Here is a 22,637-nt window from a genome sequence, read left to right as displayed (position 1 = left end):
CCACGGCGGGGTCGTGGGCCTACGAGGGGGTGTCTGCGCAGGTCAACGGCCGTCCGGTGGGCCGCTGTGACGGTTCTCACCACGGGTCGACGCGAAACCTCCACCTCCGGCGGGAGCGTCGCGACCCGTCCGTGCGTTGGAGGAGTCGGCAGGTCGTGGACGGAGGGTGAGCGGTGCGGACGGTGCACGAACACGGACGTGGGGACCAGGACGGCGCGGTGGAGGGGCGAGTGGACGGGCAGCTGGACGGGCAGCTGGACGGGCGGGTGGAGCACCGGGCGCGCGCCGGGGGGGCGTCGCTGCCGTCGCCACCGACCGCGCCGCACCCCGTGGTGACCGGGGTGGACGCCCCGGTCAGTGCCCACCAGCACCGGGTGCGGCGGACCCGGGCCGCCCTGCACGCCCAGCGCGAGCGGATCCGCGCCGACACCCGCAAGAACCGGGTCTACCGCGCCGTCGTCGGGGCCGTCGGCGCGTTCGTCGTCCTGCTCGGCCTCGTGCTGGTGCCGCTGCCCGGCCCCGGCTGGCTCGTGGTGTTCCTCGGGCTCGCCGTCCTCGGCACCGAGTTCTCCTCCGCCCAGCGGCTCAAGCACTTCGGGGAACGTCAGGTCCACCGCTGGGCCCGGTGGCTCGCGCGCCGCTCCCTGGCGACCCGCGCGGCGCTGGGGACGGGAACCGCCGCCGTCGTCGCGGCCCTGCTCTGGGGCTACCTCGCCTGGCAGGGGCTGCCGGCGTGGACGCCCGAGGTCGTCACCGCCCAGCTGCAGTGGGTCCCCGGCCTCTGACCGCGGCGGTCGAGAGCACGGTCCGAGTCACGGTATGGTTCTCGGGCCGGACGCGCTCAGCGCGACGTTCGGGCGATTAGCTCAGTGGTAGAGCACTTCGTTCACACCGAAGGGGTCACTGGTTCGAACCCAGTATCGCCCACCCAGCATCATCAGGACATGACCCTCGTCGGCGTCCTGCGCGAGATCCACCTCTTCCCGGTGAAGTCCGTCCCGGGGCTCTCCCTCACCACGGCCGAACTCGGCCCCGACGGCCTCCTGGGTGACCGCGGCCACGCGGTCGTCGACGAGGCGGGCCACGTCCTCGCCGCCAAGCGGCACCCCGCGCTGCGCGGGCTCGCCCTCGCCGGGGACCCCCTCGAACCCCACCTGCGCACCCCCGACGGGACGGTGCTCGCGGACTTCCTGGCCGTGCCCGGGGCACGGCTCGCGCCCGTCGACGGCGGAGCGCGGCAGGTGGCTCCCGTGCACCTCGTCAGCCTCGGCCAGCGACGGGAGCCGGACGCCGGGGACTCCTCGCGGGCCAACCTCGTCGTGGAGTTCGGCGCCGACGAACCCCCGGCCGCGGACCTGCAGGGGTGGACCTGCTCGATCGGCGCGGCGGTGCTGCGGCTGGGGGGAGCGCCCCGGCACTGCGCGGGGCTGTTCGCGCAGGTCGCCACGGGCGGGGTGCTGCGGGTGGGGGACGAGGTCCGCGTGCACCCCCCTGGGTAGAGTCGAGCGGTCCGTCCCAGCACCAGCAGCCCAGACCAGCGGAGGCCCCACGTGTCGGCCCAGTTCAGCATCACCCGATCCGGGGAGACCCAGCAGGTGGCCGCCGGCACCACGGCAGGGGAGCTGTTCGCCGACGACCGCGCCGTCGTCGTCGCGAAGGTCAACGGCGAACTGCGCGACCTCTCCCACGTCCTCGCCGAGGGCGACGACGTCGAGGGCGTCCTCATCTCCTCCGACGAGGGCCTCGCCGTGCTGCGCCACTCGACCGCGCACGTCATGGCCCAGGCCGTGCAGCAGCACTTCCCCGAGGCCAAGCTCGGCATCGGCCCCCCGATCCGCGACGGCTTCTACTTCGACTTCGACGTCGAGCGCCCCTTCACCCCCGAGGACCTCAAGGTCATCGAGAAGACGATGCAGCGCATCGTCAAGGAGGGGCAGCGCTTCGCCCGTCGCGACGTCTCCGACGACGAGGCCCGCGCGGAGATGGCCGACGAGCCGTACAAGCTGGAGCTCATCGGCCTCAAGAGCGCCGCCCCCGGTGGTGTCGCGGACGCGGCCGAGGGCGCCTCGGCCGAGGTCGGCGAGGGCGGGCTGACCATCTACGACAACCTCAAGCGCGACGACTCCGTGGCCTTCAAGGACCTCTGCCGCGGCCCGCACCTGCCGACCACGCGCCTCGTCGGCATCGGGTTCAGCCTGACGCGCTCGGCCGCGGCCTACTGGCGCGGGAGCGAGAAGAACCCGCAGCTGCAGCGCATCTACGGCACCGCGTGGCCGTCCAAGGACGAGCTCAAGGCCTACCAGGAACGCGTCGCGGAGGCCGAACGTCGCGACCACCGTCGCCTTGGGGCGGAACTGGACCTGTTCTCCTTCCCCGACGAGATCGGGTCCGGCCTGGTCGTCTTCCACCCCAAGGGCGGGGTGATCAAGCGGGAGATGGAGGACTACGTCCGTCGCCGCCACATCGAGGAGGGGTTCTCCTACGTCGGGACCCCGCACATCTCCAAGGGCGGTCTGTTCGAGACCTCCGGGCACCTGCCGTACTACGAGGACACGATGTTCCCCGGCATGGAGCTGGAGAACTCGAAGTACTACCTCAAGGCCATGAACTGCCCCATGCACAACCTGATCTTCCGTTCGCGCGGTCGGTCCTACCGGGAGCTGCCGCTGCGGTTCTTCGAGTTCGGGTCCGTCTACCGCTACGAGAAGAGCGGCGTCGTGCACGGCCTCACCCGCGTCCGCGGGCTGACCCAGGACGACTCGCACTCCTACGTCACCCAGGACCAGGCACCGGGGGAGATCAAGCACCTCCTCGACTTCGTCCTCGGCCTGCTCAAGGACTTCGGCCTCGACGACTACTACCTCGAACTCTCCACCCGCGGGGACTCGGCGAAGTTCATCGGCTCCGACGAGGAGTGGGAGAAGGCCACCGCGGTCCTCGAGACCGCGGCGAAGGAGACCGGGCTGGAACTCGTCGCCGACCCCGGCGGGGCCGCGTTCTACGGACCGAAGATCTCCGTGCAGGCCAAGGACGCCATCGGCCGCACCTGGCAGATGTCGACCATCCAGTACGACTTCAACCAGCCCGCCCGCTTCGAGCTGGAGTACACCGCCGCCGACGGCACCAAGCAGCAGCCGGTGATGATCCACTCGGCCAAGTTCGGTTCGCTGGAACGCTTCTTCGGCGTCCTCGTCGAGCACTACGCCGGGGCGTTCCCCCCGTGGCTGGCCCCCGTGCAGGTCGTGGGGATCCCCGTCGCCGACGCGCACGTCCCGCACCTGCAGGAGGTCGCGCAGAAGCTGCGCGCCGCCGGGATCCGGGTCGAGGTGGACGACGCCGACGACCGGATGCCGAAGAAGATCCGCACCTGGACCAAGCAGAAGATCCCGTTCCTGCTCATCGCCGGGGCCGAGGACGTCGAGAACGGAGCGGTGTCCTTCCGCTTCCGCGACGGCTCCCAGGAGAACGGCGTACCCGTCGACGACGCGGTCGCGCGGATCGCCGCCGCCGTGCGTGACCGGGTGCAGGTCTGACGTGAGCGGTGACCCGATCGACGACCCGATCGGCGACGAGGCGGTGGGGGTCGAGCCGGCCGAACGGTTCGCGGGGGAACCCGACGGGTTCGCCCGGTTGTGGACCCCCCACCGCCTCGCCTACATCCAGGGCGAGAAGAAGCCGGCCGACGGGGAACCGGGCAGCTGCCCGTTCTGCCGGGCGCCCGGCCTCGCCGACGACGCGGGGCTCATCGTGCACCGCGGCGAGCACGTCTTCGCCGTGCTCAACCTGTTCCCGTACAACCCCGGGCACCTCATGGTGTGCCCGTACCGGCACGTCTCGGCCTACGTCGACCTCCACACCGACGAGCTGGCCGAGTTCACCGCCTTCACGCGGGCCGCGATCCACACGCTGACCGCCGCCTCGAACCCGTCGGGGTTCAACGTCGGGATGAACCAGGGCGCGGTCGCCGGGGCCGGGATCGCCGCCCACCTGCACCAGCACGTCGTCCCGCGCTGGGAGGGCGACGCGAACTTCCTGCCCGTCGTCGGGCGGACCAAGGCGATGCCGGAACTGCTGGAGGACACCCGGTCACGGCTCGCCCAGGCCTGGACCCGCGGGTGAAGCCGGTCCTGGTCTTCGACGGGGACTGCGGGATCTGCACCCGCCTCGCCGGATTCGTCCCGGCGTTGCGGGCCGACGTGGACGTCGCGGCCTGGCAGACCCTCGACCTCTCCTCCCTCGGGTTGACCCCCGAGGCCTGCGACCGGGCGTTGCAGTTCGTCGACGCGCAACGGTGGATCTCCTCGGCCCAGGACGCGGTGGCGGTGCTGTTGCGGCACGGCGCCTTCCCACTGCCGGTGGCCGGTCGCCTGCTGCAGCTCCCGGGGCTGAACGCCCTGGCCGGGTTCGGCTACCGCTGGGTCGCCCGGAACCGTCAGCGCCTGCCCGGCGGGACCCCCGCCTGCGCCCTGCCCGCCCAGCGCTGACGCAGACCCCGCACCGACAACCGTTCCAACGGCACGAACGCCAGCAGGCAGACCACCGTGGGCAGGAAGTGGATGCCGAGGGTCAGGTAGGTGCCCAGGTGGAAGAACCCCCAGAACAGGATGGCCGCGGCGAGCGCACGGCCCCGCAGCCACAGCATCACCGGGGAGCAGAACTCCGCGACGATGACGATCCACTGGATCCCGACGACGAAGAACGGGATCCGCTGCAACGCGTCGGTGAGCCCGTTGCCCCGGCGGGAGAACGCCCACGTCGTCACCGCCCCGTTCGCCCAGTCCCAGCCCCCGAAACGCACCTTGGCCAGCGAGGCGAGGAAGTACGTGCAGACCGTCGCGACCTGGATGCAGCGCACCGCCCAGCCGGCGGACTCGCTCGGCCCGCCGCGGGTACCCGCACGGCCCACGGTCGGCAGGACCAGCAACGCCACCAGCAGGGCGACGTGGTCGTGGTCGATCTTGGAGTAGCTGAAGCCGTTGCCCAGCCAGTACAGGTACGCGATCGCGCAGACCGCCCCGGCCACCCGGGGCAGACGTCCGCTCGCCGCCACCAGTGCGGTGACGGTCAGCACCCACAGGTCGAGGTGGGTGACCACGTGCGTCGGCGCCGGCACGTGCAGCGCACGGAAGAGCAGGATCGGGCGGTACAGCTGCGCCGGCACGTCCCCGTGCGACAACGGCCACGTCGTGATCCGCCACGCGTCCCAGACGACGAAGGCGTACAGCAGGACCCGGAGCGCAGCGATCCGCCGCAACGGGACCGCGGGGAACCACCACGTGCGCCACGCGCTCACGAGCAGCACCCCAGCGGGTGCCGCGGATCGGGGACGGCCCAGGTGGAGAGGACCTCGGTGCTCTTCCCCACCACCGTCCCGTCGTGCAGCGCGCTGACGTCCTGGACCAGGATCACCTCCGCGTAGCGCGGCGCGCCGGGGTGGCGCGTGGCGTAGGCCGCCGCGATCGCCTCCAGCAACGACGGGTCGTCGACGAAGCGGCGCAACTGACCCTCGACCTCCGCCCGGCGCAGCCCGACTCCCCCGGGGGAGAGCGGCACGTCGACCTCGGCGCCGTCCACGGTCACGGCCTCCACCCGCGTCGAACGGATCTCGCCGTTCAGGTCCACCCCGAAGGCGTACTGCGACATCGGGGCGAACGGCCAGCGGTCGTCGTCGAAGCGGAGGGTGCCCAGGACCAGCGCGACCAGGAACGTCAGGGCGAGAGCGGTGCGCCACCACCGGGCGGGACGGGACAGGTGGTGCACAGCCCGAACCCTAGTGATCGCGCCACCCGGCGCGGGCGACCGGAGCGTGGGCGCGCCGACGCTACCCTGGAGCCCCCCGACCCCGACGGACGACGAGACGATGCTCAACAGGTACGCGCGTGCGGTGGTCACGAAGGTCTTCACCCCGTTGGCGCGGCTGCTGCTGCGGCTGGGGGTGACCCCGGACATGGTGACGGTCTTCGGCACGGTCTGCACCGTGCTCAGCGCCCTCGTCCTCTACCCCACGGGGCACCTGTTCTGGGCCTCGCTGGCCGTGACGGTCTTCGTGCTGTTCGACACCATCGACGGGATCATGGCCCGCATCCTCGGCCGGTCCGGCAAGTGGGGCGCCTACCTCGACTCCAGCCTCGACCGCTTCGCCGACAGCGCCGTCTTCGGTGGGCTGGTCATCTGGTTCGCCCGCGGCGGGAACGACGAGCTCACCGCCGGGCTCGCCCTGGCCTGCCTCGTGTTCGGCAGCATCGTGTCCTACGTGAAGGCCCGCGCCGAGGGCCTCGGCTACACGGCCAACGTCGGCATCGCCGAACGCGGTGAGCGTCTCGTCGCCGTCCTCGTCGGCGCCGGCTTCGTCGGCCTCGGTGTCCCGTTGCCCTTCCTGCAGGTCGTCCTCGGTCTGCTCGCCCTCGCCAGCGTCGTCACCATCGTGCAGCGCATGTCGACGGTCCGCCGGCAGGCGCTGGCCGACCACCCCGCATGACCCCCCGCACCTCCCTGCGCCGCACCCGCGACCGGTTCGTGACCACCGCCTTCCGGCTCGGCTGGCGCCTGGCCCGCAGCGTCCCCGAACCCCTCGCCGTCGCCGCCTGCACCCGGGTCGCCGATCGCGTCACCGCCCGCGGTGGGGAACGCGTGGAGCAGTTGCGCCGCAACCTCTCCCGGGCCCGCCCCGAGGCGACGCCGGCCGAGCTCGACGCCCTCGTCCGCGACGGTCTCCGCAGCTACACCCGCTACTGGCTCGACGCCTTCGCGCTACCCGGGTGGAGCCGGGAGCGCATCGTCGACACCGTCCGCATGGACGGGGGGGAAGCGCTCCGGACCGAACTCGCCGCCGGTCGGGGCGCCGTCGCCTTCCTCGGTCACCTCGGCAACTGGGACCACGCCGCCGCCTGGTCGGCCCACGACCTGCACCACGTCGTCACCGTCGCCGAACGGTTGCGGCCCGAGGAGGTCTACGAGGAGTTCCTCGCCTTCCGCCGCGGCCTCGGGATGGAGGTCCTCCCGCTGGGGGACCCGGCGACGTTCCCTACCCTCGTGCGCCGGCTGCGGGCCGGTGCCCTCGTCCCGCTGCTCGCCGACCGCGACCTGTCCGCCACCGGCGTCGAGGTCGACTTCCTCGGCGACCGCGTCCGGATGGCCCCGGGACCCGCGGCGCTCGCCGTCCTCACCGGCGCCGGGCTGTTCCCGATGACCCTGCACCACGAGGTCGGAGCGCAGGGCCGGGTGCTGGTGGTCGTGACCCACCCGCGGGTGGAGGTCCCGGTGCGCCGGACGGGGGAGTCCGTCCGGGGCCACCGCGACCGGGCCATCGCCGCGATGACCCAGACCTGCGCCGACGTGCTCGCCGCGGCCGTCCGGGCCCACCCCGACGAGTGGCACGTGCTGCAACCGGTGTTCCCCGCCGACCTGCGGAACGGGTGAGCGGTGCGGATCGGGATCGTCTGCCCCTACTCCTTCGACGTGCCCGGTGGGGTGCAGTTCCACGTCCGGGACCTCGCCGAGCACCTCATCGGCCTCGGCCACCACGTCCGCGTGCTGGCCCCCGCCGACGACGAGTCGACCCTGCCGAGCTTCGCCGACCCGGGCGGCAACGTCGTCGCCGTGCCCTACAACGGCTCCGTCGCGCGACTCTCCTTCGGGCCGGTGACCGCGGCCAAGGTGCGCCGCTGGGTCGCCGAGGGGGACTTCGACGTCCTGCACGTGCACGAACCGCTCTCGCCGAGCACCTCGCTGCTCGCCCTGTGGGCGGCGAGCGGACCGCTGGTCGCCACGTTCCACACCGCGAACCTGCGCTCACGGGCGATGCAGGCCGCGTTCCCGCTGCTGCGGCCCAGCCTGGAGAAGATCTCGGCCCGCATCGCGGTCAGCGAGGACGCCCGGCGGACCGTCGTCGAGCACGTGGGCGGCGACGCCGTCGTCATCCCCAACGGGGTCTTCACCGACGTCTTCGCCCGCGCCGAGAGGCGTCCGGAGTGGACCGGGACCCCCGGGGCTCCCGTGATCGCCTTCGTCGGCCGGCTCGACGAACCGCGCAAGGGGCTGCCGCTGCTGTGCCGGATCGTGCCGCTGGTGCGGGCGGTCGTGCCCGGGGCGCGCTTCCTCGTCGCCGGACGCGGTGACGTCGAGGCCGCCCGGGCACTGCTGGACGACCCGTCCTCGGTGGAGTTCCTCGGCGCGGTGGACGACCCGGCGAAGGAGTCGCTGCTGGCCAGCGCCGACGTCTACCTCGCCCCGCACACCGGCGGGGAGAGCTTCGGCATCGTCCTCGTCGAGGCGATGGCGGCGGGGGCTCCCGTCGTCGCGGCCGACCTCGGTGCGTTCCGGCGGGTGCTGGGCGACGGGGAGTTCGGGCGGGTCTTCACCCTCGGCGACGCGGCCTCGGCGGCGGCGGCGGTCCTCGACCTGCTGGCCCACCCCGCGCAGCGCCTCGCCCTCGGGGCCGCCGGTCAGCGGGCCGCCGCGCGCTACGACTGGTCCGTCGTCGCCGCCCAGGTGCTCACCGTCTACGAGACGGTGGTCGCGTGACCCCGGTGGTCTCGACCCTGGTCGTCCTGCTGCTGCTGACCGTCCTCGCCTGGTACCTCTCGGCCACGGCGCAGCGCGTCGACCGGCTGCACCGTCGGGTCGAGACCAGCCGGGCCGCCCTCGACGCCGAACTGACCCGGCGCGCCTCGGCCGCCCTGGAGTACGCCACCTCCGGCGAGCTGGACCCCGCCTCGTCGTTGGTGCTGGCCGACGCCGCGACCGCGAGCCTGGACGCCCCCCGCACCCCGGCGGCGCTGCGCGACGCCAGCGACGCCGACGACGCCCACCGCTGGCGGGTCGAGAGCGACCTGACCCGGGCGATGGAGGTCGCCCTCCCCGACCAGGACGGTCCCGGTCTCGCCCGGGTCGCCGACGCGGAGCACCGGGTGGAACTGGCCCGGCGCTTCCACAACGACGCCGTCGTCCAGACCCGGCGGCTGCGGGCCAAGCGGGTCGTGCGCTGGGCCCGGCTGGCGGGGTACGCCCGGCTGCCCGAGACGGCGGACTTCCTCGACGGTTCCGACTCGTAGGATGACGAGCGCCTGAACTCTCTCCTTCTGAATCGCGAGGCGACGACCGTGAGCACCGACAGCACCGAGCAGACGAACGCACCGGCGGTCGGCACCAGCCGCGTCAAGCGCGGCATGGCCGAGATGCTCAAGGGCGGCGTGATCATGGACGTCGTCACCGCCGACCAGGCCCGGATCGCGGCCGACGCCGGCGCCGTGGCCGTGATGGCGCTCGAGCGGGTCCCCGCCGACATCCGGGCCGAGGGCGGGGTGTCCCGCATGTCCGACCCGGACATGATCGAGCAGATCATCGCGGCGGTCTCGATCCCGGTGATGGCCAAGGCCCGCATCGGCCACTTCGTGGAGGCCCAGGTCCTGCAGTCCCTCGGCGTGGACTACATCGACGAGTCCGAGGTCCTCACCCCGGCCGACTACACCCACCACATCGACAAGCACTCCTTCACGGTCCCCTTCGTCTGCGGGGCGACGAACCTCGGAGAGGCGTTGCGGCGCATCACCGAGGGCGCGGCGATGATCCGCTCCAAGGGCGAGGCCGGCACCGGTGACGTCTCCAACGCGGTCATGCACATGCGCACGATCCGCGCCGAGATCAACCGGCTGCGTTCGCTGGAACCCGACGAGGTCTACGTCGCGGCCAAGGAGATGGGTGCGCCCTACGACCTCGTGAAGGAGATCGCCGAGACCGGCAAGCTCCCCGTGGTCCTCTTCACCGCCGGCGGGATCGCGACCCCGGCCGACGCGGCGATGATGATGCAGATGGGCGCCCAGGGGGTCTTCGTCGGTTCCGGCATCTTCAAGTCCGGCAACCCGGTCCAGCGGGCGGAGGCCATCGTCAAGGCCACGACCTTCCACGACGACCCCGACGTCATCGCCAAGGTCTCGCGCGGTCTGGGCGAGGCGATGGTCGGCCTCAACGTCGACCAGATCCCCGAACCGCACCGGTTGGCGACCCGCGGCTGGTGAGCAGCCGCCCCGGCCAGGGTGACGACCCGCTGGGACCGGAGTGGGGTTTCGGCCCCGACGGTCTGCGCACCCGCAGCGCGTCCCGCGTCGTCGTCCTCGACGACGCGGGACGCGTGCTGATGCTGCGAGGGTGCGACCCGGCGACCCCGGGCAGCGACTGGTGGTTCACCGTCGGCGGCGGTCGGGCGCCCGGGGAGGACGCCCGCGTCGCGGCGTGCCGGGAGCTGCGCGAGGAGACGGGGCTCGACGTCGACCCCGCCGAGCTCGTCGGGCCGGTGTGGGTGCGCAGCGCGGAATTCCCCTTCCTCGGCGCGCGGTGCCGGCAGGCGGAGGAGTTCTTCGTCCTGCGCGTGGGGGAGGGTTTCACCCTCGACGCGGCCGGCTGGACGGACCTGGAACGGGAGTCGGTCAGCGAGTGGCGCTGGTGGGCACCGGCGGACCTGGCCGCCGCGGGGACGACGTACTACCCGGGCGACCTCGTGCGTCTCGTCGGGGAACTCCCGGTGACCTGGACGGGCGACCCGCTGCCCATCGTCTGAGCTCAGCGCTCCCGCACGTCGGCGAAGACGTCACCGAGCGGCCGTCGCGCCGGGACGGCACCCCGCTGGACGAACCACTCCCGCCCGGCGAGGACCCGGAAGACGGGACGCGGGAGCAGCAGCAGCAGGCCGAGCCCCCGCACGCCGCGCGCTCCACCCGTCTCGGACTGGCTGGCGTGCGCGGCGAGGGCTGCGCGCTTCGCCCCCGCGTGCGCGCGCACGTCGACGCGGTGGGTGATGTCGGCGCGCGCGGTGAAGGCTCCGCGGACCCGTTCCGCCGTCACGTCGCCGACGACGCCCGGCAGCAGGGACACCACGCGCATCGCCCGGTGCAGCAGCGTCCGGTCCACGGTCGCCTCCAGGACCACCGGGGTACCCGCGAGCTCGGCGGCGAGCGCCCCGACGCGGTGGACCTGCACGTGGTCGGGGTGGCCGTAGCCGCCCCGGGCGTCGTAGCTGGTGAGGACGTCCGCCTCCTCCTCGCGCAGGACCTGCGCCACCTCGGCGGCGACGACCTCGACGGGCAGGTCGCTGAAGACCGGCTCCCCGTCGCCCGACGCCGCCGTGAGGTAGCCGCTGTCCCGGTGCCCGAGCCGCACGACGCGGGCCACCCCGAGCGCCCGGGCCGAGCGGTGCAGCTCCTCGACCCGGCGGGCGGCCAGGGCGTCGGTGGGACCGTCGGCGAGACCCGCCGCCCCGTCGGTCGCCACCACGAGCACCACCCGGTGGCCCTCCGCCGCGGCGCGCGCCAACGTCCCGCCGGTCAGCAGCGCCTCGTCGTCGGGGTGGGCGTGCAAGGACACGAGCACGCGGGTGCCGTGCTCGCGGGTCTGCGGGTCGTGGCGCACCGATCCACCCTGGCACGGGCCGGGGGCCGCCCGGGGCGTTCGCGCCCGCGTCGCGGTGAAGATCATCCCGAGGGTGGACAACCCCCGGCCGTAGGGGGTGCGTGCGGCACCCTGGTAGGACCGCAGGGCGGCACCGGGGACCGATGACGGCCCCTGGTCACCTCCGCCACCGTGGGTACCCGGTGCGAGCGAGGAGGACCAGTGGTGGTGGTGATGGAGCGACCGGACGTGGTGCCGGAGCGCCCCCGGCGCTCGGGGACCCGGGTCGCAGCGGGTCTGGCGACCAGCGCGGCGGCCGTGGTGGCCGTGGCGGTGCTGCCCCGTCTCGTCGGGGCCAGCTGGCACGAGGTCGCCGCCGCGGTCGCCGGGGTGGGCGCGGGGCAGGTCGCGGTCCTGGTCGTGGTGTGGGCCGCCGGCCTGCTGGTGTGCGCCGGGGTCCTGACGGCGTCGCTGGCCGGGTTGTCCCGGCGTCGCGCGGTCCTGCTCAACCTCTCCGGCAGCGCCGTGGCGAGCGCGCTGCCCTTCGGCGGTGCCGTCGGCGTCTGGCTCAACTCCCTGATGCTGCGCCGCTGGCGCTTCTCCGGCCGCGACGTCGCCTCCTTCACGATCACCAGCAACGGTGTCGACCTGGTGGGGAAGTTCGCGGTGGCCCTACCGGCACTCGCGATCGCCCTGGCCACCGGGGGGATGCCCCGGCTGCCGCACGCCCAGGGGTGGTCGATCGCGCTGGGGTCGAGCGTGCTCGCGGGGGCGCTCGTCGTGGTCGCGGCGGGCACGAGCCGCGGTCTGCGGACCCTCGCGGGGGCGCTCGCCGGCGCGGACCGGCTGCTCGCGCGCTCGCCTCGTCGCGCTTCGGCCCCGCGCGTCGCGGCGGAGTGGTTCCTCGGTCTGGACGAGGTCCGGACCACCGTGCTCGCGCGGGTGCGCGCCGAGTGGTCCCGGTTGACCTTCGGGGTGCTGGGCTACGTCGCCCTGCAGGGACTGCTCTTCGTGCTCTGCCTGCGGGCGGCCGGTGTGCACTCCGCGGCGACCGTGGTCCTCGCGGCGTTCGCCCTGGACCGGGTGGCGAGCAGCGTTCCCCTCACCCCGTCGGGGACGGGGATGGCAGAGGCCGCGGCCTGCGCCGTGCTCATCGGGGCCGGGGCTCCCGCCGTGCCCGTCCTGACCGGTGTGCTGCTGTACCGGTTCCTGATCGTGGTGCTCGAGGTGCCCGTGGGGGGGATCGCCCTGGGCGGGTGGCTGCTCGCGCACCGCGGTGAGCGCAGCGGTGACGTGAGGGGTGTGCGATGAGCGTCCTCACGCTGCCGCCCGCGCTCGTCCGCGCGGCCCGGACCCCGACCTCGCGCGTCCTGCTCGTGGCCGACAGCTACCTGCCCCGCCTAGGGGGGATCGAGCTGCACGTGCGCGACCTCGCGACCCGGCTGTCCGAGCAGGGGCACGCGGTGACGGTCGTGACGGCCACGGGCGCGCTGCCGGACGAGGTCCCCGCGGCGCCGTTCCGGGTGACCCGGCTGCAGCCGGCCGGCGCGGTCGGGGTCGTCGACCCGGTGCTCTGGAGCGGCGCCGGTCGCGCCGAGCTGCACGAGCTGGTGGCGGCGGCCGACGTCGTGCACGCCCACTCCTCGGTCGTCTCCCCGCTGAGCTGGGCCGCGCTGCGCGCCGCGCACCGGCTCGGGGTCCCGGCGGTCGTCACCGTGCACTCGATGCTCCCGCGCGGCAGTGCCGTCCCGCTCGCGCTGGCCCTCTCGTCGCGGCGGGCGGGGTCGGTGCGCTGGACCGCGGTCAGCGAGGCCGTCGCCGCACCGCTGCGCCGGGCCACCGGGGCGCCGGTGGCCCTGCTGCCCAACGGCATCGACCCTGCCCCCTGGCGCGGCGCCCCGCGGTCGTCGGGGTCGGAGCCGTTCACGGTGGTGACGGCCGGGCGCTTCGCCGCCCGCAAGCGGGTCCTGCCGCTGCTGGGGGCGCTGCGCGACCTGCACGCGTCGCTGCCCCGCGACGTCCCGCTGCGGGCCGTCCTCGTCGGGGACGGACCGCAGCACCGCGCGGCCCGGGCCTTCGTGCAGCGCCACGACATGGGCGACTGGGTGTCGCTGCCGGGGCGCCGGACGCGTCCCGAGCTGGCTGAGCTGTTCGCCACCGCCGACGTCTACGTCGCCCCCGCGGTGTGGGAGTCCTTCGGCCTGGCCGCGCTGGAGGCGCGGTGCGCCGGGCTGGCCGTCGCGGGGATGGTGGGCAGCGGGCTCAGCGAGTTCGTCACCGACGGGGTGGAGGGCGCGCTGGCCCGCGACGACCGGCACCTGGCCGAGGTCCTGGCCGGCTGGGCGCTGGAACGCGGACGGGTGGACGAGATCCGCCGGCACAACGCCACGACCGATCCGCGGGTGACGTGGGCGCGGGTCCTGCCCGCCACCCTGGCCGCGTACGAGGCGGCCGGGGCGCGGCCTAGTCTTCGCGCGTGAGCGTTGGAGGAACCGGATCGGGAGGGCCTGACGTCGTCATCGGCGTCCTCGCCCTGCAGGGCGACGTCGGGGAACACGTCCGCGCGCTGGGCGCCGGGGGAGCGCGGGTCGTCACCGTCCGTCGCCTCGCCGAGCTGGAGAGCGTCGACGGTCTGGTCCTGCCCGGGGGCGAGTCGACGACGATCGACCGGTTGCTGCGGGTCTTCGAGCTCCGCGACGCCCTGCGGGCCCGGATCGCCGACGGGTTGCCGGTCTACGGCTCGTGCGCAGGGATGATCCTGCTGGCCGACCGGATCCTGGACGGGGGGAAGGGCCAGGAGACCCTCGGCGGGATCGACATCACCGTGCGGCGCAACGCCTTCGGACGCCAGGTCGACTCCTGGGAGGAGCTCCTCCCGCTCGAGGAGGTCACCCGCGGCGGACCGGCGGTCGAGGGGATCTTCATCCGGGCGCCGTGGGTCGAGGAGGCCGGTCCGGAGGTCACCGTGCTCGCCCGACTGAGCGCGGGGCCCGCCGCGGGTAGGATCGTCGCCGTGCGACAGGGCCGTCTGCTCGCCACGTCGTTCCACCCGGAGATCACCGGGGACGACCGGGTGCACCGCTACTTCGTGGAGATGGTCCGCGACAGCGTGGCGGCGACGACGGCCCGAGCGCACACACGTTTTTCGAGCAGGTAGAGCAACGGCGGAGGGAAGCAGATGTCCGGCCACTCCAAGTGGGCGACGACCAAGCACAAGAAGGCCGTCGTCGACGCCAAGCGCGCCAAGAGCTTCGCCCGACTGATCAAGAACATCGAGGTCGCGGCGCGCACGGGCGGCGGCGACGTCTCGGGCAACCCGACGCTCTTCGACGCGATCCAGAAGGCGAAGAAGACCTCCGTGCCCGCCGACAACATCGACCGTGCCGTCAAGCGCGGCTCCGGTGCCGAGGCCGGTGGCGCGGACTGGCAGACGATCATGTACGAGGGCTACGGCCCCAGCGGCGTCGCGCTCCTCATCGAGTGCCTCACCGACAACAAGAACCGTGCGGCCATGGAGGTCCGCACGGCGATGACCCGCAACGGCGGCTCGCTCGCCGACCCGGGGTCGGTGGCGTACATGTTCACCCGCAAGGGTGTCGTCGTCATCGGCAAGGAGGGCACCGACCTCACCGAGGACGGCGTCCTCGAGGCCGTGCTCGAGGCCGGGGCCGAGGAGGTCACCGACCAGGGCGACACCTTCGAGGTCGTCAGCGAGGCGACCGACCTGGGCGCCGTGCGCGACGCGCTGAAGGCCGCGGGGATCGAGTACGACTCCGCCGACGCCAGCTTCGTGCCCAGCGTCGAGGTGCCGCTGGACGCCGAGGGCGCGACGAAGGTCTTCCGCCTCATCGACGTGCTCGACGACTGCGACGACGTGCAGAACGTCTACGCGAACTACGACGTGTCCGACGACGTGATGGCGGCCCTCGAGGACGCCTGACCCACCGCCTCGACGCGCGCCGCTCCCCAGCGCGGCTCCCGGCCCCCACGACCGCTCCGTGCGATCGTGGGGGCCGTGCGTGTTCTAGCGGTCGACCCCGGGCTGACCCGGTGCGGCGTCGGGGTGATCGACGCGGTCCGCGCCGGACGTCGCGCCGAGCTCGTCGGCGTCGGCGTCATCCGGACCCCCGCCACCGATCCCGTGGCCTCCCGGCTGCTCGCGATCAGCGAGGGCCTCGACGAGTGGCTCGACACCCACCGCCCCGACGTCGTCGCCGTCGAACGCGTCTTCGCCCAGGCCAACGTCCGCTCCGTCATGGGGACCGCGCAGGCCGCCGGTCTGGTCCTCGTCGCCGCCGCGCGCCGGGGACTGCCCGTGGCGATGCACACGCCGAGCGAGGTGAAGGCCGCGGTGACCGGGTCGGGGCGGGCCGAGAAGGAGCAGGTCACCGTCATGGTCACCCGCATCCTCGGTCTCGACGCCCCGCCCCGGCCCGCGGACGCCGCCGACGCCCTCGCGCTGGCGTTGTGCCACCTCTGGCGGGGCGGGGCGACCTCCCGGCTGGAGGCCGCCGCGCACACCGCCCTCGTCACGGGCCGGCGCAACGCCTACGCGGAGGCGGAGGCTCAGGCGCGCTCGGCCGCGAGCCGACCCCGCAGGAAGTCCGTCGTGCGTTCCCAGGCCAGCTCGGCCGACTCGGGCCGGTAGCTCGGGCGTTCGTCGTTGTAGAACGCGTGCGGGGCGGGGTAGACCTCCATCGTCACCTCGACCCCCGCCTGCTCGCGGATGCGGGCCTCGGTGGCGCGCACACCCTCCAGCGGGACGGAGGTGTCCTCGGCGCCGTAGTGGCCCAGCACCGGCGCTCGCAGGCCGGAGTAGTCGGTGTCCGGGCCGGGGAGCCCGTACCAGGGCACCGCCGCGCCGATCCGGTCGCCCTGCTGCGCGGCCAGGGTCAGCACGAAGCCCCCGCCCATGCAGAAGCCGACGACCCCGGCGCGTTCCGAGGTGGTCCCGGGCAGGTCGAGCAGGTAGGTGACGGCCCCGGCGAGGTCGCGGGCCGCGTCCTCGGCGGGCAGGTCGGTGAGCAGCTGCGCCGCCTCGGCGGAGTCGTGGGTCGTGCGCCCGCCGTAGAGGTCCGGGGCCAGCGCCACGAAGCCCTCGCGGGCGAGGCGGTCGACGATGCCGGCGATGTGGTCGGTGAGGCCCCACCACTCCTGGACGACGATGACGCCCGGGCCGCTGCCGGACTCGGGGACGCGGAGGTAGCCGTGGGCGTGGCCGGACTCGGTGGCGCTGTCGAAGGTGACGTTCTGGCGGGGGTTCGCGGTCTTCTCGTGGGTCACGGCAGCACTCTGCCCCCAGGGTCTGCGCGGCGCGCCTGAGGGGTCGTGTCGCAGGGGCCGTCTAGCCTCTCGTACAAGTGTTCGTCGGGTGTCTCGGAGGTCGTGCTGGTGATCGCGTCGGTGCGTGGGCAGGTGCTCGCGGTGCGGCTGGACTCCGCGGTCGTGGAGGTGGGTGGCGTGGGGATGTTCGTCCTGGCCGCGCCCGCCACGCTGGCCGGTCTGCGCGTGGGCCAGGAGGCGTTGCTGCACACCACGTTGGTGGTGCGCGAGGACTCCCTGACGCTGTTCGGCTTCGCCGACGCGGACGAGAAGGAGGTCTTCGAGGTCGTGCAGACCGCCTCCGGGGTCGGGCCGAAGATGGCGCTGGCCATGCTGGCGGTGCACCGCCCCGACGGGATCCGCGCGGCCGTCGCGTCCGAGGACCACGCGGCCCTCGTCCGGGTGCCGGGCATCGGCAAGAAGACCGCCCAGCGCATCTGCCTGGAACTGGGGGACCGCCTCGGACCGCCCTCGGGGTCGATCGCGCCGGCGGCCTCGCCCTCGGGTGGGGACGCGCGCAAGGACCGGGTGGTCGAGGCCCTGGTCGGGCTGGGCTACCCGCTCAAGCAGGCCGGTGACGTCGTGGAGGTCGTGCTCGACGACGACCTCGACGTGCCCGGCGTCCTGCGGGCGGCGCTGCGCCACCTGTCGGGTCGCTGATGGAGGACCGGCTGGTGACGACGGGGGCCGACGAGCGTGAGCGCGCGGCCGAGTCCGCGCTGCGCCCCCACGGCCTCGACGAGTTCGTCGGGCAGAAGGTCGTGCGGGAGCAGCTCGCGCTCGTCCTCGACGCCGCCAAGGCGCGCGGGATGCCCAGCGACCACGTCCTCTTCTCCGGTCCGCCCGGGCTGGGCAAGACGACGCTGGCGATGATCGTGGCCTCCGAGATGGGCGCCCCGCTGCGCCAGTCCAGCGGTCCGGCGATCCAGCACGCGGGGGACCTCGCGGCGGTGCTGAGCTCGCTCGACGAGGGTGAGGTGCTGTTCCTGGACGAGATCCACCGGATGGCGCGCCCGGCCGAGGAGATGCTCTACATCGCCATGGAGGACTACCGCGTCGACGTCATCGTCGGCAAGGGCGCGGGGGCCACGGCGATCCCGCTGGAGCTGCCGAAGTTCACCCTGGTCGGGGCGACGACGCGGGCGGGCCTGCTCCCGGCGCCGCTGCGCGACCGGTTCGGCTTCACCGGCTACCTCGACTTCTACACGCCCGCGGAGCTCGTGCAGGTGTTGCGCCGCAGCGCTTCCCTGCTCGGGGTGCAGCTCACCGCGGAGGGGGCCGCCGAGATCGGCGGCCGCTCGCGGGGGACGCCCCGCATCGCCAACCGGTTGCTGCGCCGGGTCCGCGACTGGGCGCAGGTGCGGGGGTCGGGGATCGTCGACCGGCACGCGGCCCGGGCGGCGCTGGAGGTCTACGAGGTCGACGAGCGCGGCCTGGACCGCCTCGACCGGGCCGTGCTCGACGCGCTGTGCCGGCGCTTCGGCGGTGGACCGGTGGGCCTCTCGACCCTGGCCGTCGTCGTGGGGGAGGAGGCCGAGACCGTCGAGACGGTCGCCGAGCCCTTCCTGGTGCGCGAGGGGCTGCTGGGACGGACCCCGCGGGGTCGGATCGCCCTGCCCGACACCTGGGCCCACCTGGGACTCACCCCGCCCCGCGACGCGCCCGTGGGGGCGGCCTGGGCGTTCGCTCCCGAGGGTGACGAGGCCGACGAGGACCCCTCGCAACCCTGAGCGTCGCTGGGCTGGGCCGGACGGGTGAGCCTCTAGACTCCACGGGCGAGTCGGTCCCGGGTGGGTCCCTGCGGAACCTCACAGGGCCTCACCGCGTTGGGCCGGCCGTGCCGGCACCGGTCGGCGCAGGCACCGGTGAGTCGTCGATCCCGCCGGTGCGGAGAGGTTTTGTCGTGGGTGGTGGCAGCAGCCGGCTGTTCTTCCTGCTGATCATGGTCGCCCTGTTGGTGTTCATGTTCAGCCGGACGCGCAAGCAGCAGAAGGCTCAACAGCAGATGCAGTCCGGGGTCGCGCCCGGGGCCAGGGTCATGACGACCTCGGGCATGTTCGGGACCGTCGTGGAGATCGAGGGTGACGAGGTCGTCCTCGAGATCGCCCCCGGCCTGCAGACCCGGTGGACCCGCCGGGCCGTCGCCCGCGTGGTGGCGCCGACCGAGGTGGCTCCCCTCGAGGAGAGCGTGGACCCGGGCGACGGTGGTCTCAGCCTGCAGAAGCGCGACGACGACACCGCGGGCGGTGCCCCGCGCGCACAGTGACTACTGATAAGACAGCAGTCGTCCACTAGCAGTGACAAGCTTGCGCTGACCGGGTGAACATCCGTCACCCGGTGAGCGCCGTCCCGAGGTATTGAGTGTCCAACGACAGGCCGACGTCCACCAGCGGGTCCCCGAACCGGCCGCCCCGCGTGCGCCGCGGTGCGCCCATCCGCCGACCCCACCCGGGCCGCACCCTCGCGGTGCTGGTCCTCGTCGTCGTCGCGATGTTCGCGTCGGTGGCCGCCGGTTCGATCTGGAGCACCGCGAAGTGGTCGCCCGGTCTGGCCCTCGACCTCGAGGGCGGGACGCAGATCGTCCTGACGCCCCGTTCGACCAACGGCGGGACGGTTCCCACCGAGCAGGTCCAGCGCGCGGCCGAGATCATCCGGCAGCGCGTCGACGCCACCGGACTGAGCGAGACGGAGGTCTCCGTCCAGGGCGGGCAGAACATCTCCGTCTCCATCCCGGGCCAGGCCACCCGTGAGCAGCTCAACCTCATCTCGCAGTCGGCGCAGATGCGGATGCGGGTCGTCCTCTTCGACGAGGCCGTCACCCCGCCCGCCACCGACGCGCCCACCGAGGGGGCCACGCCTACGGACGGGGCCACGCCGACCGACGGTGCGTCGGCGAACCCCACGGGCGGGGCGACGCCCACCGACGCGGCGACTCCGACGGGCGCAGCCACGCCCGAGCCCACGCAGAGCGCGGACGGCGCGGCCGCCCCCGCCGCCCTGCAGGCCGCCACGACCGCTCCCACGGAGGCGCCCTCCGCTGCGGTGACGCCGCCGACGCTCGCCGACATCGCGACCCCGACCGCCACCCCGGGGCCGGGGCAGCCCAGCGGCACCCCGGCGGCCTCGCCGACCGACGCGAGCGACTTCGACAACTACAAGACCATCCCGGACCTCCCGGCCCTGTTCCAGAACCTGGACTGCTCCGACCCGGCCCAGCGCGCGCGGGGCATCGCCGACGACCCGACCAAGGTCCTCGTCACGTGCAGCCAGGACGGCAGGGACAAGTACGTCCTGGGCCCGGCCGAGCTCGAGGGCACGCAGCTCACCAGCGCGGTCGCCACGACCGCGACGAACAGCTCCGGGGTGAACACCGGCCAGTGGGTCGTGCGGCTGAAGTTCAACAGCGCGGGTGCCGACGCGTTCTCGAAGCTCACCACCCGCATCTCCACGCTGCCTTCGCCGCAGAACCAGTTCGCGGCGGTCCTCGACGGTCTCGTCATCACCGCCCCCACGGTGTCCCAGCGCTTCGGCGCCGACGTCGACATCGAGGGGAACTTCACCCAGGCCAGCGCCGAGGCCCTGGCCCAGCAGCTGCAGTTCGGCGCGCTGCCGGTGTCCTTCGTCGTGCAGACCCAGGAGCAGGTCTCCGCGACCCTCGGCTCGGAGCAGTTGCGCCACGGGCTGCTCGCCGGGTTGATCGGTCTGATCCTCGTCGTCGCCTACTCGCTGGTCCAGTACCGCGCGCTGGGCCTGGTGACCATCGGCAGCCTCGTGCTGGCGGCGGCGCTGAACTTCGGGGTCATCCTGCTGCTGAGCTGGCTGCAGGGCTTCCGGCTCAGCCTGGCCGCGATCGCCGGGCTCATCGTCGCCATCGGCATCACGGCCGACTCGTTCATCCTGTTCTTCGAACGCGTCCGCGACGAGATCCGCGACGGCCGCATCCTGTCCTCCGCCGTCGAGGCCGGCTGGTTCCGCGCCCGGCGCACGATCCTCGTCTCCGACGCGGTCAGCCTGCTCTCGGCCGTCGTCCTCTACGTCCTCGCCGTCGGCAACGTCCGGGGGTTCGCCTACACCCTGGGCATCACGACGATCATCGACGTCGCGATCGTGATCCTCTTCACCCACCCCGTCGTCGCGCTGCTGGCGAGGACGAAGTTCTTCGGTGGTGGGCACAAGTGGTCCGGTTTCGACCCCGAGCACCTCGGGTCCGTCGTGGCCCGGGTCGCCCTGCACCACGGCGAGCACCGGCCCACCGTGGCCGAACGCCGTGCGGCGGAACGGGAGAAGGCCCGGGCGACATCCGGGTCGGGCGGCGGTCAGGGTGAGGGCGAGCCGGACTCCGGCCGCGACGAGAACGAGGCGGGTTCCTGATGGGCATGGCGCAACTGGGCAACCGGCTCTACACCGGTGAGTCCTCCTTCGACTTCGTCGGCCGCCGCAAGCTGTGGTTCCTCATCGCGGGTGCGCTCGTGCTGATCTCGGCGATCCTGCTGGTCAAACCCGGACTCACCTACGGCATCGAGTTCGAGGGGGGCGCGGAGTTCCGCGTCTCCGGGACCACGAACCAGGACGCCGCCCGCGAGGCGGTCCAGGCGGTCCTCCCGGACGCCGTGCCGACGGTGACCACCGTCGGCGGGAACGGGCTCCGGGTCCAGACCGAGACGGTCAGCACGACGCAGCTCGACGAGATCCGGGCCGAGCTCGCGCAGAAGCTCGGGGTCTCCCAGAACGACGTGAACCCCTCGAGCATCGGTCCGAGCTGGGGCGCGGACGTGACCAACAAGGCCCTCACCGGTCTGATCGTCTTCCTCGTCATCGTGTCCATCGTCATGGCGCTGTACTTCCGGGCCTGGACGATGGCGATCGCCTCGCTCGTCGCGCTGTTCCACGACCTGCTGATCACCGCCGGGGTCTACGCCCTCGTCGGCTTCGAGGTCACGCCGGCCTCGGTGATCGGGTTCCTGACGATCCTCGGCTACTCGCTCTACGACACCGTCGTGGTCTTCGACAAGGTCCGCGAGAACACCGACGGCGCCTTCCTCAAGAAGGACCGCACCTTCGGTGACGCGGCCAACCTCGCGATCAACCAGACCGTCGTGCGTTCGGTGAACACGACCGTCGTGGCCCTGCTGCCCGTCGCCGCGATCCTCTTCATCGGGGACCTGCTGCTCGGCGCGGGCACGCTGCGCGACATCAGCCTCGCGCTGTTCGTCGGCATGCTCGTCGGGGCGTACTCGTCGATCTTCGTCGCCACGCCGCTGCTGGTCGTGCTCCGTTCCCGTGAGGCGCGGGTCAGGCAGCTCGACCGCGACGTCCGCGAGGGCGTCACCGCCGAACCCGTCACCGCGGGCGACCCGGCGTGAGCCGGGTGCTGACCGTGCCCGACGCCGAGCGCGTCGCGGCCACGGTGGTCGCCGGCTTCCGCGACGTCCCCGACTTCCCCGAACCGGGGGTCGTCTTCAAGGACATCACCCCGCTGCTGGCCGACGCGTCGGCGTTCGCGACGGTCGTCGCGGCGCTGGCCGAGGTGGCCCGGGCGGCCGGCGCCACCGCCGTGGCGGGGATCGAGGCCCGCGGGTTCATGCTCGCCGCCCCGGCCGCCGAACGCGCCGGGCTGGGGTTCTGGCCCATCCGCAAGGCCGGGAAGCTGCCCGCGCCCGTGCACCGGCGCGACTACGCCCTGGAGTACGGCACCGCCGCCCTGGAACTGTCGGCGCACACCGTCGGTGCGGGGGAGCGGGTCCTCGTCGTCGACGACGTCCTCGCCACCGGCGGAACGGCCCGCGCGGCGTGCGAGCTGCTGGAGGAGGTGGGGGCCGAGGTGGTCGGCCTGGCCGTGCTGCTCGAGCTTGGGTTCCTCGCCGGTCGTCCGCAGCTGGGCGAGCGTCCCGTCGTGGCCCTGCACACCGAGGCCTGAGCGCAGGTCGGCCCGT

General features: G+C 73.4%; 26 protein-coding genes and 1 tRNA gene. 23 read left to right on the top strand and 4 right to left on the bottom strand.

Annotated elements, in window-relative coordinates:
- Window positions 1-230: 230 nt before the first annotated feature.
- From AC0I8G_RS07435 to AC0I8G_RS07410, 6 genes are all read left to right on the top strand, one after another.
- Window positions 231-785, top strand: coding sequence for a TIGR02611 family protein (locus AC0I8G_RS07435; RefSeq protein WP_471729356.1), 555 nt, complete (start codon window positions 231-233; stop codon window positions 783-785).
- Between the two features lie 70 nt (window positions 786-855).
- Window positions 856-927, top strand: a tRNA-Val gene (locus AC0I8G_RS07430).
- Between the two features lie 17 nt (window positions 928-944).
- Window positions 945-1,499: an MOSC N-terminal beta barrel domain-containing protein gene (locus AC0I8G_RS07425; RefSeq protein WP_471729355.1), complete on the top strand. Its 555-nt coding sequence runs from the start codon at window positions 945-947 to the stop codon at window positions 1,497-1,499.
- Between the two features lie 51 nt (window positions 1,500-1,550).
- Complete coding sequence (gene thrS / locus AC0I8G_RS07420; RefSeq protein ID WP_471729354.1) at window positions 1,551-3,533, top strand: threonine--tRNA ligase; 1,983 nt, start codon at window positions 1,551-1,553, stop codon at window positions 3,531-3,533.
- Window position 3,534: 1 nt separating this feature from the next.
- The gene (locus AC0I8G_RS07415; protein ID WP_471729353.1) at window positions 3,535-4,119 is read left to right on the top strand and encodes an HIT family protein; all 585 of its coding nucleotides are present in this window, start codon (window positions 3,535-3,537) and stop codon (window positions 4,117-4,119) included.
- Complete coding sequence (locus tag AC0I8G_RS07410) at window positions 4,116-4,484, top strand: thiol-disulfide oxidoreductase DCC family protein (protein ID WP_471729352.1); 369 nt, start codon at window positions 4,116-4,118, stop codon at window positions 4,482-4,484. Before AC0I8G_RS07415 ends, AC0I8G_RS07410 begins: the two co-directional genes overlap by 4 nt.
- Here the strand turns inward: AC0I8G_RS07410 and AC0I8G_RS07405 are convergent.
- Both AC0I8G_RS07405 and AC0I8G_RS07400 read right to left on the bottom strand, forming a co-directional pair.
- Window positions 4,433-5,293, bottom strand: a complete 861-nt coding sequence (locus AC0I8G_RS07405; RefSeq protein WP_471729351.1) for a hypothetical protein — start codon at window positions 5,291-5,293, stop codon at window positions 4,433-4,435. The genes AC0I8G_RS07410 and AC0I8G_RS07405 overlap by 52 nt on opposite strands.
- Window positions 5,290-5,760, bottom strand: a complete 471-nt coding sequence (locus AC0I8G_RS07400; protein ID WP_471729350.1) for a hypothetical protein — start codon at window positions 5,758-5,760, stop codon at window positions 5,290-5,292. The genes AC0I8G_RS07405 and AC0I8G_RS07400 overlap by 4 nt, the downstream gene beginning before the upstream one ends.
- A 100-nt stretch (window positions 5,761-5,860) precedes the next feature.
- Here AC0I8G_RS07400 and pgsA point away from each other — a divergent pair, with 100 nt between their 5' ends.
- From pgsA to AC0I8G_RS07370, 6 genes are read left to right on the top strand one after another with little or no spacing between them, the layout of a single operon-like run.
- Window positions 5,861-6,478 carry a phosphatidylinositol phosphate synthase gene (gene pgsA / locus AC0I8G_RS07395; RefSeq protein ID WP_471729349.1) on the top strand — a complete coding sequence of 206 codons (618 nt, stop codon included), beginning with the start codon at window positions 5,861-5,863 and terminating at the stop codon, window positions 6,476-6,478.
- Window positions 6,475-7,419: a phosphatidylinositol mannoside acyltransferase gene (locus tag AC0I8G_RS07390; RefSeq protein ID WP_471729348.1), complete on the top strand. Its 945-nt coding sequence runs from the start codon at window positions 6,475-6,477 to the stop codon at window positions 7,417-7,419. Before pgsA ends, AC0I8G_RS07390 begins: the two co-directional genes overlap by 4 nt.
- Window positions 7,420-7,422: 3 nt before the next feature.
- Window positions 7,423-8,523, top strand: a complete 1,101-nt coding sequence (locus AC0I8G_RS07385) for a glycosyltransferase family 4 protein (RefSeq protein ID WP_471729347.1) — start codon at window positions 7,423-7,425, stop codon at window positions 8,521-8,523.
- Window positions 8,520-9,053 (top strand): hypothetical protein, encoded by a 534-nt coding sequence (locus AC0I8G_RS07380; RefSeq protein ID WP_471729346.1) that lies wholly within the window; start codon window positions 8,520-8,522, stop codon window positions 9,051-9,053. Before AC0I8G_RS07385 ends, AC0I8G_RS07380 begins: the two co-directional genes overlap by 4 nt.
- A gap of 48 nt (window positions 9,054-9,101) precedes the next feature.
- A complete protein-coding gene (pdxS, locus tag AC0I8G_RS07375; protein ID WP_471729345.1) occupies window positions 9,102-10,016 on the top strand; it encodes a pyridoxal 5'-phosphate synthase lyase subunit PdxS in 915 nt (304 codons plus the stop codon).
- Window positions 10,013-10,555 carry an NUDIX hydrolase gene (locus AC0I8G_RS07370; protein ID WP_471729344.1) on the top strand — a complete coding sequence of 181 codons (543 nt, stop codon included), beginning with the start codon at window positions 10,013-10,015 and terminating at the stop codon, window positions 10,553-10,555. The genes pdxS and AC0I8G_RS07370 overlap by 4 nt, the downstream gene beginning before the upstream one ends.
- A 2-nt stretch (window positions 10,556-10,557) precedes the next feature.
- Here AC0I8G_RS07370 and AC0I8G_RS07365 read toward each other — a convergent pair whose 3' ends face one another.
- Window positions 10,558-11,403 (bottom strand): PIG-L deacetylase family protein, encoded by an 846-nt coding sequence (locus tag AC0I8G_RS07365; RefSeq protein ID WP_471729343.1) that lies wholly within the window; start codon window positions 11,401-11,403, stop codon window positions 10,558-10,560.
- Between the two features lie 213 nt (window positions 11,404-11,616).
- Here AC0I8G_RS07365 and AC0I8G_RS07360 point away from each other — a divergent pair, with 213 nt between their 5' ends.
- From AC0I8G_RS07360 to ruvC, 5 genes are all read left to right on the top strand, one after another.
- Window positions 11,617-12,693: a lysylphosphatidylglycerol synthase domain-containing protein gene (locus AC0I8G_RS07360; protein WP_471729342.1), complete on the top strand. Its 1,077-nt coding sequence runs from the start codon at window positions 11,617-11,619 to the stop codon at window positions 12,691-12,693.
- Window positions 12,690-13,862 carry a glycosyltransferase family 4 protein gene (locus AC0I8G_RS07355; protein ID WP_471729341.1) on the top strand — a complete coding sequence of 391 codons (1,173 nt, stop codon included), beginning with the start codon at window positions 12,690-12,692 and terminating at the stop codon, window positions 13,860-13,862. Before AC0I8G_RS07360 ends, AC0I8G_RS07355 begins: the two co-directional genes overlap by 4 nt.
- Window positions 13,859-14,539 carry a pyridoxal 5'-phosphate synthase glutaminase subunit PdxT gene (gene pdxT / locus AC0I8G_RS07350; protein ID WP_471729340.1) on the top strand — a complete coding sequence of 227 codons (681 nt, stop codon included), beginning with the start codon at window positions 13,859-13,861 and terminating at the stop codon, window positions 14,537-14,539. The genes AC0I8G_RS07355 and pdxT overlap by 4 nt, the downstream gene beginning before the upstream one ends.
- 21 nt (window positions 14,540-14,560) lie before the next feature.
- Complete coding sequence (locus AC0I8G_RS07345) at window positions 14,561-15,322, top strand: YebC/PmpR family DNA-binding transcriptional regulator (protein WP_380256163.1); 762 nt, start codon at window positions 14,561-14,563, stop codon at window positions 15,320-15,322.
- Window positions 15,323-15,397: 75 nt separating this feature from the next.
- A complete protein-coding gene (ruvC, locus tag AC0I8G_RS07340; RefSeq protein ID WP_471729339.1) occupies window positions 15,398-16,030 on the top strand; it encodes a crossover junction endodeoxyribonuclease RuvC in 633 nt (210 codons plus the stop codon).
- On the opposite strand, the gene AC0I8G_RS07335 is transcribed toward ruvC, so the two are convergent.
- Complete coding sequence (locus AC0I8G_RS07335) at window positions 15,949-16,665, bottom strand: dienelactone hydrolase family protein (RefSeq protein ID WP_471729338.1); 717 nt, start codon at window positions 16,663-16,665, stop codon at window positions 15,949-15,951. The genes ruvC and AC0I8G_RS07335 overlap by 82 nt on opposite strands.
- 108 nt (window positions 16,666-16,773) lie before the next feature.
- On the opposite strand from AC0I8G_RS07335, the gene ruvA reads away from it, so the two are divergent.
- From ruvA to AC0I8G_RS07305, 6 genes are all read left to right on the top strand, one after another.
- Window positions 16,774-17,364, top strand: a complete 591-nt coding sequence (gene ruvA, locus AC0I8G_RS07330; protein ID WP_328295856.1) for a Holliday junction branch migration protein RuvA — start codon at window positions 16,774-16,776, stop codon at window positions 17,362-17,364.
- Entirely contained in the window at window positions 17,364-18,434 is a 1,071-nt protein-coding gene (gene ruvB / locus AC0I8G_RS07325) for a Holliday junction branch migration DNA helicase RuvB (RefSeq protein ID WP_471729337.1), read from the top strand. The genes ruvA and ruvB overlap by 1 nt, the downstream gene beginning before the upstream one ends.
- A gap of 173 nt (window positions 18,435-18,607) precedes the next feature.
- Complete coding sequence (yajC, locus tag AC0I8G_RS07320; RefSeq protein ID WP_471729336.1) at window positions 18,608-18,970, top strand: preprotein translocase subunit YajC; 363 nt, start codon at window positions 18,608-18,610, stop codon at window positions 18,968-18,970.
- A gap of 95 nt (window positions 18,971-19,065) precedes the next feature.
- The gene (gene secD / locus AC0I8G_RS07315) at window positions 19,066-21,075 is read left to right on the top strand and encodes a protein translocase subunit SecD (RefSeq protein ID WP_471729335.1); all 2,010 of its coding nucleotides are present in this window, start codon (window positions 19,066-19,068) and stop codon (window positions 21,073-21,075) included.
- The gene (gene secF / locus AC0I8G_RS07310; RefSeq protein ID WP_328295860.1) at window positions 21,075-22,067 is read left to right on the top strand and encodes a protein translocase subunit SecF; all 993 of its coding nucleotides are present in this window, start codon (window positions 21,075-21,077) and stop codon (window positions 22,065-22,067) included. The genes secD and secF overlap by 1 nt, the downstream gene beginning before the upstream one ends.
- Window positions 22,064-22,621, top strand: coding sequence for an adenine phosphoribosyltransferase (locus AC0I8G_RS07305; protein ID WP_471729334.1), 558 nt, complete (start codon window positions 22,064-22,066; stop codon window positions 22,619-22,621). The genes secF and AC0I8G_RS07305 overlap by 4 nt, the downstream gene beginning before the upstream one ends.
- Window positions 22,622-22,637 lie beyond the last annotated feature (16 nt).

Source organism: Kineococcus sp. AC630 (assembly GCF_979255925.1).
The sequence above is the reverse complement of the archived record's forward strand: the minus strand, read 5'-3'. Positions and strand labels throughout refer to the sequence as shown.

Excerpts from the sequence above, each read along its gene's own strand:
- AC0I8G_RS07355 (WP_471729341.1), top strand. The coding sequence starts at position 12,690 with ATGAGCGTCCTCACGCTGCCGCCCGCGCTCGTCCGCGCGGCCCGGACC.
- AC0I8G_RS07425 (WP_471729355.1), top strand. The coding sequence starts at position 945 with ATGACCCTCGTCGGCGTCCTGCGCGAGATCCACCTCTTCCCGGTGAAG.
- AC0I8G_RS07360 (WP_471729342.1), top strand. The coding sequence starts at position 11,617 with ATGGAGCGACCGGACGTGGTGCCGGAGCGCCCCCGGCGCTCGGGGACC.
- ruvB (WP_471729337.1), top strand. The coding sequence starts at position 17,364 with ATGGAGGACCGGCTGGTGACGACGGGGGCCGACGAGCGTGAGCGCGCG.
- AC0I8G_RS07345 (WP_380256163.1), top strand. The coding sequence starts at position 14,561 with ATGTCCGGCCACTCCAAGTGGGCGACGACCAAGCACAAGAAGGCCGTC.
- AC0I8G_RS07390 (WP_471729348.1), top strand. The coding sequence starts at position 6,475 with ATGACCCCCCGCACCTCCCTGCGCCGCACCCGCGACCGGTTCGTGACC.
- pgsA (WP_471729349.1), top strand. The coding sequence starts at position 5,861 with ATGCTCAACAGGTACGCGCGTGCGGTGGTCACGAAGGTCTTCACCCCG.
- secF (WP_328295860.1), top strand. The coding sequence starts at position 21,075 with ATGGGCATGGCGCAACTGGGCAACCGGCTCTACACCGGTGAGTCCTCC.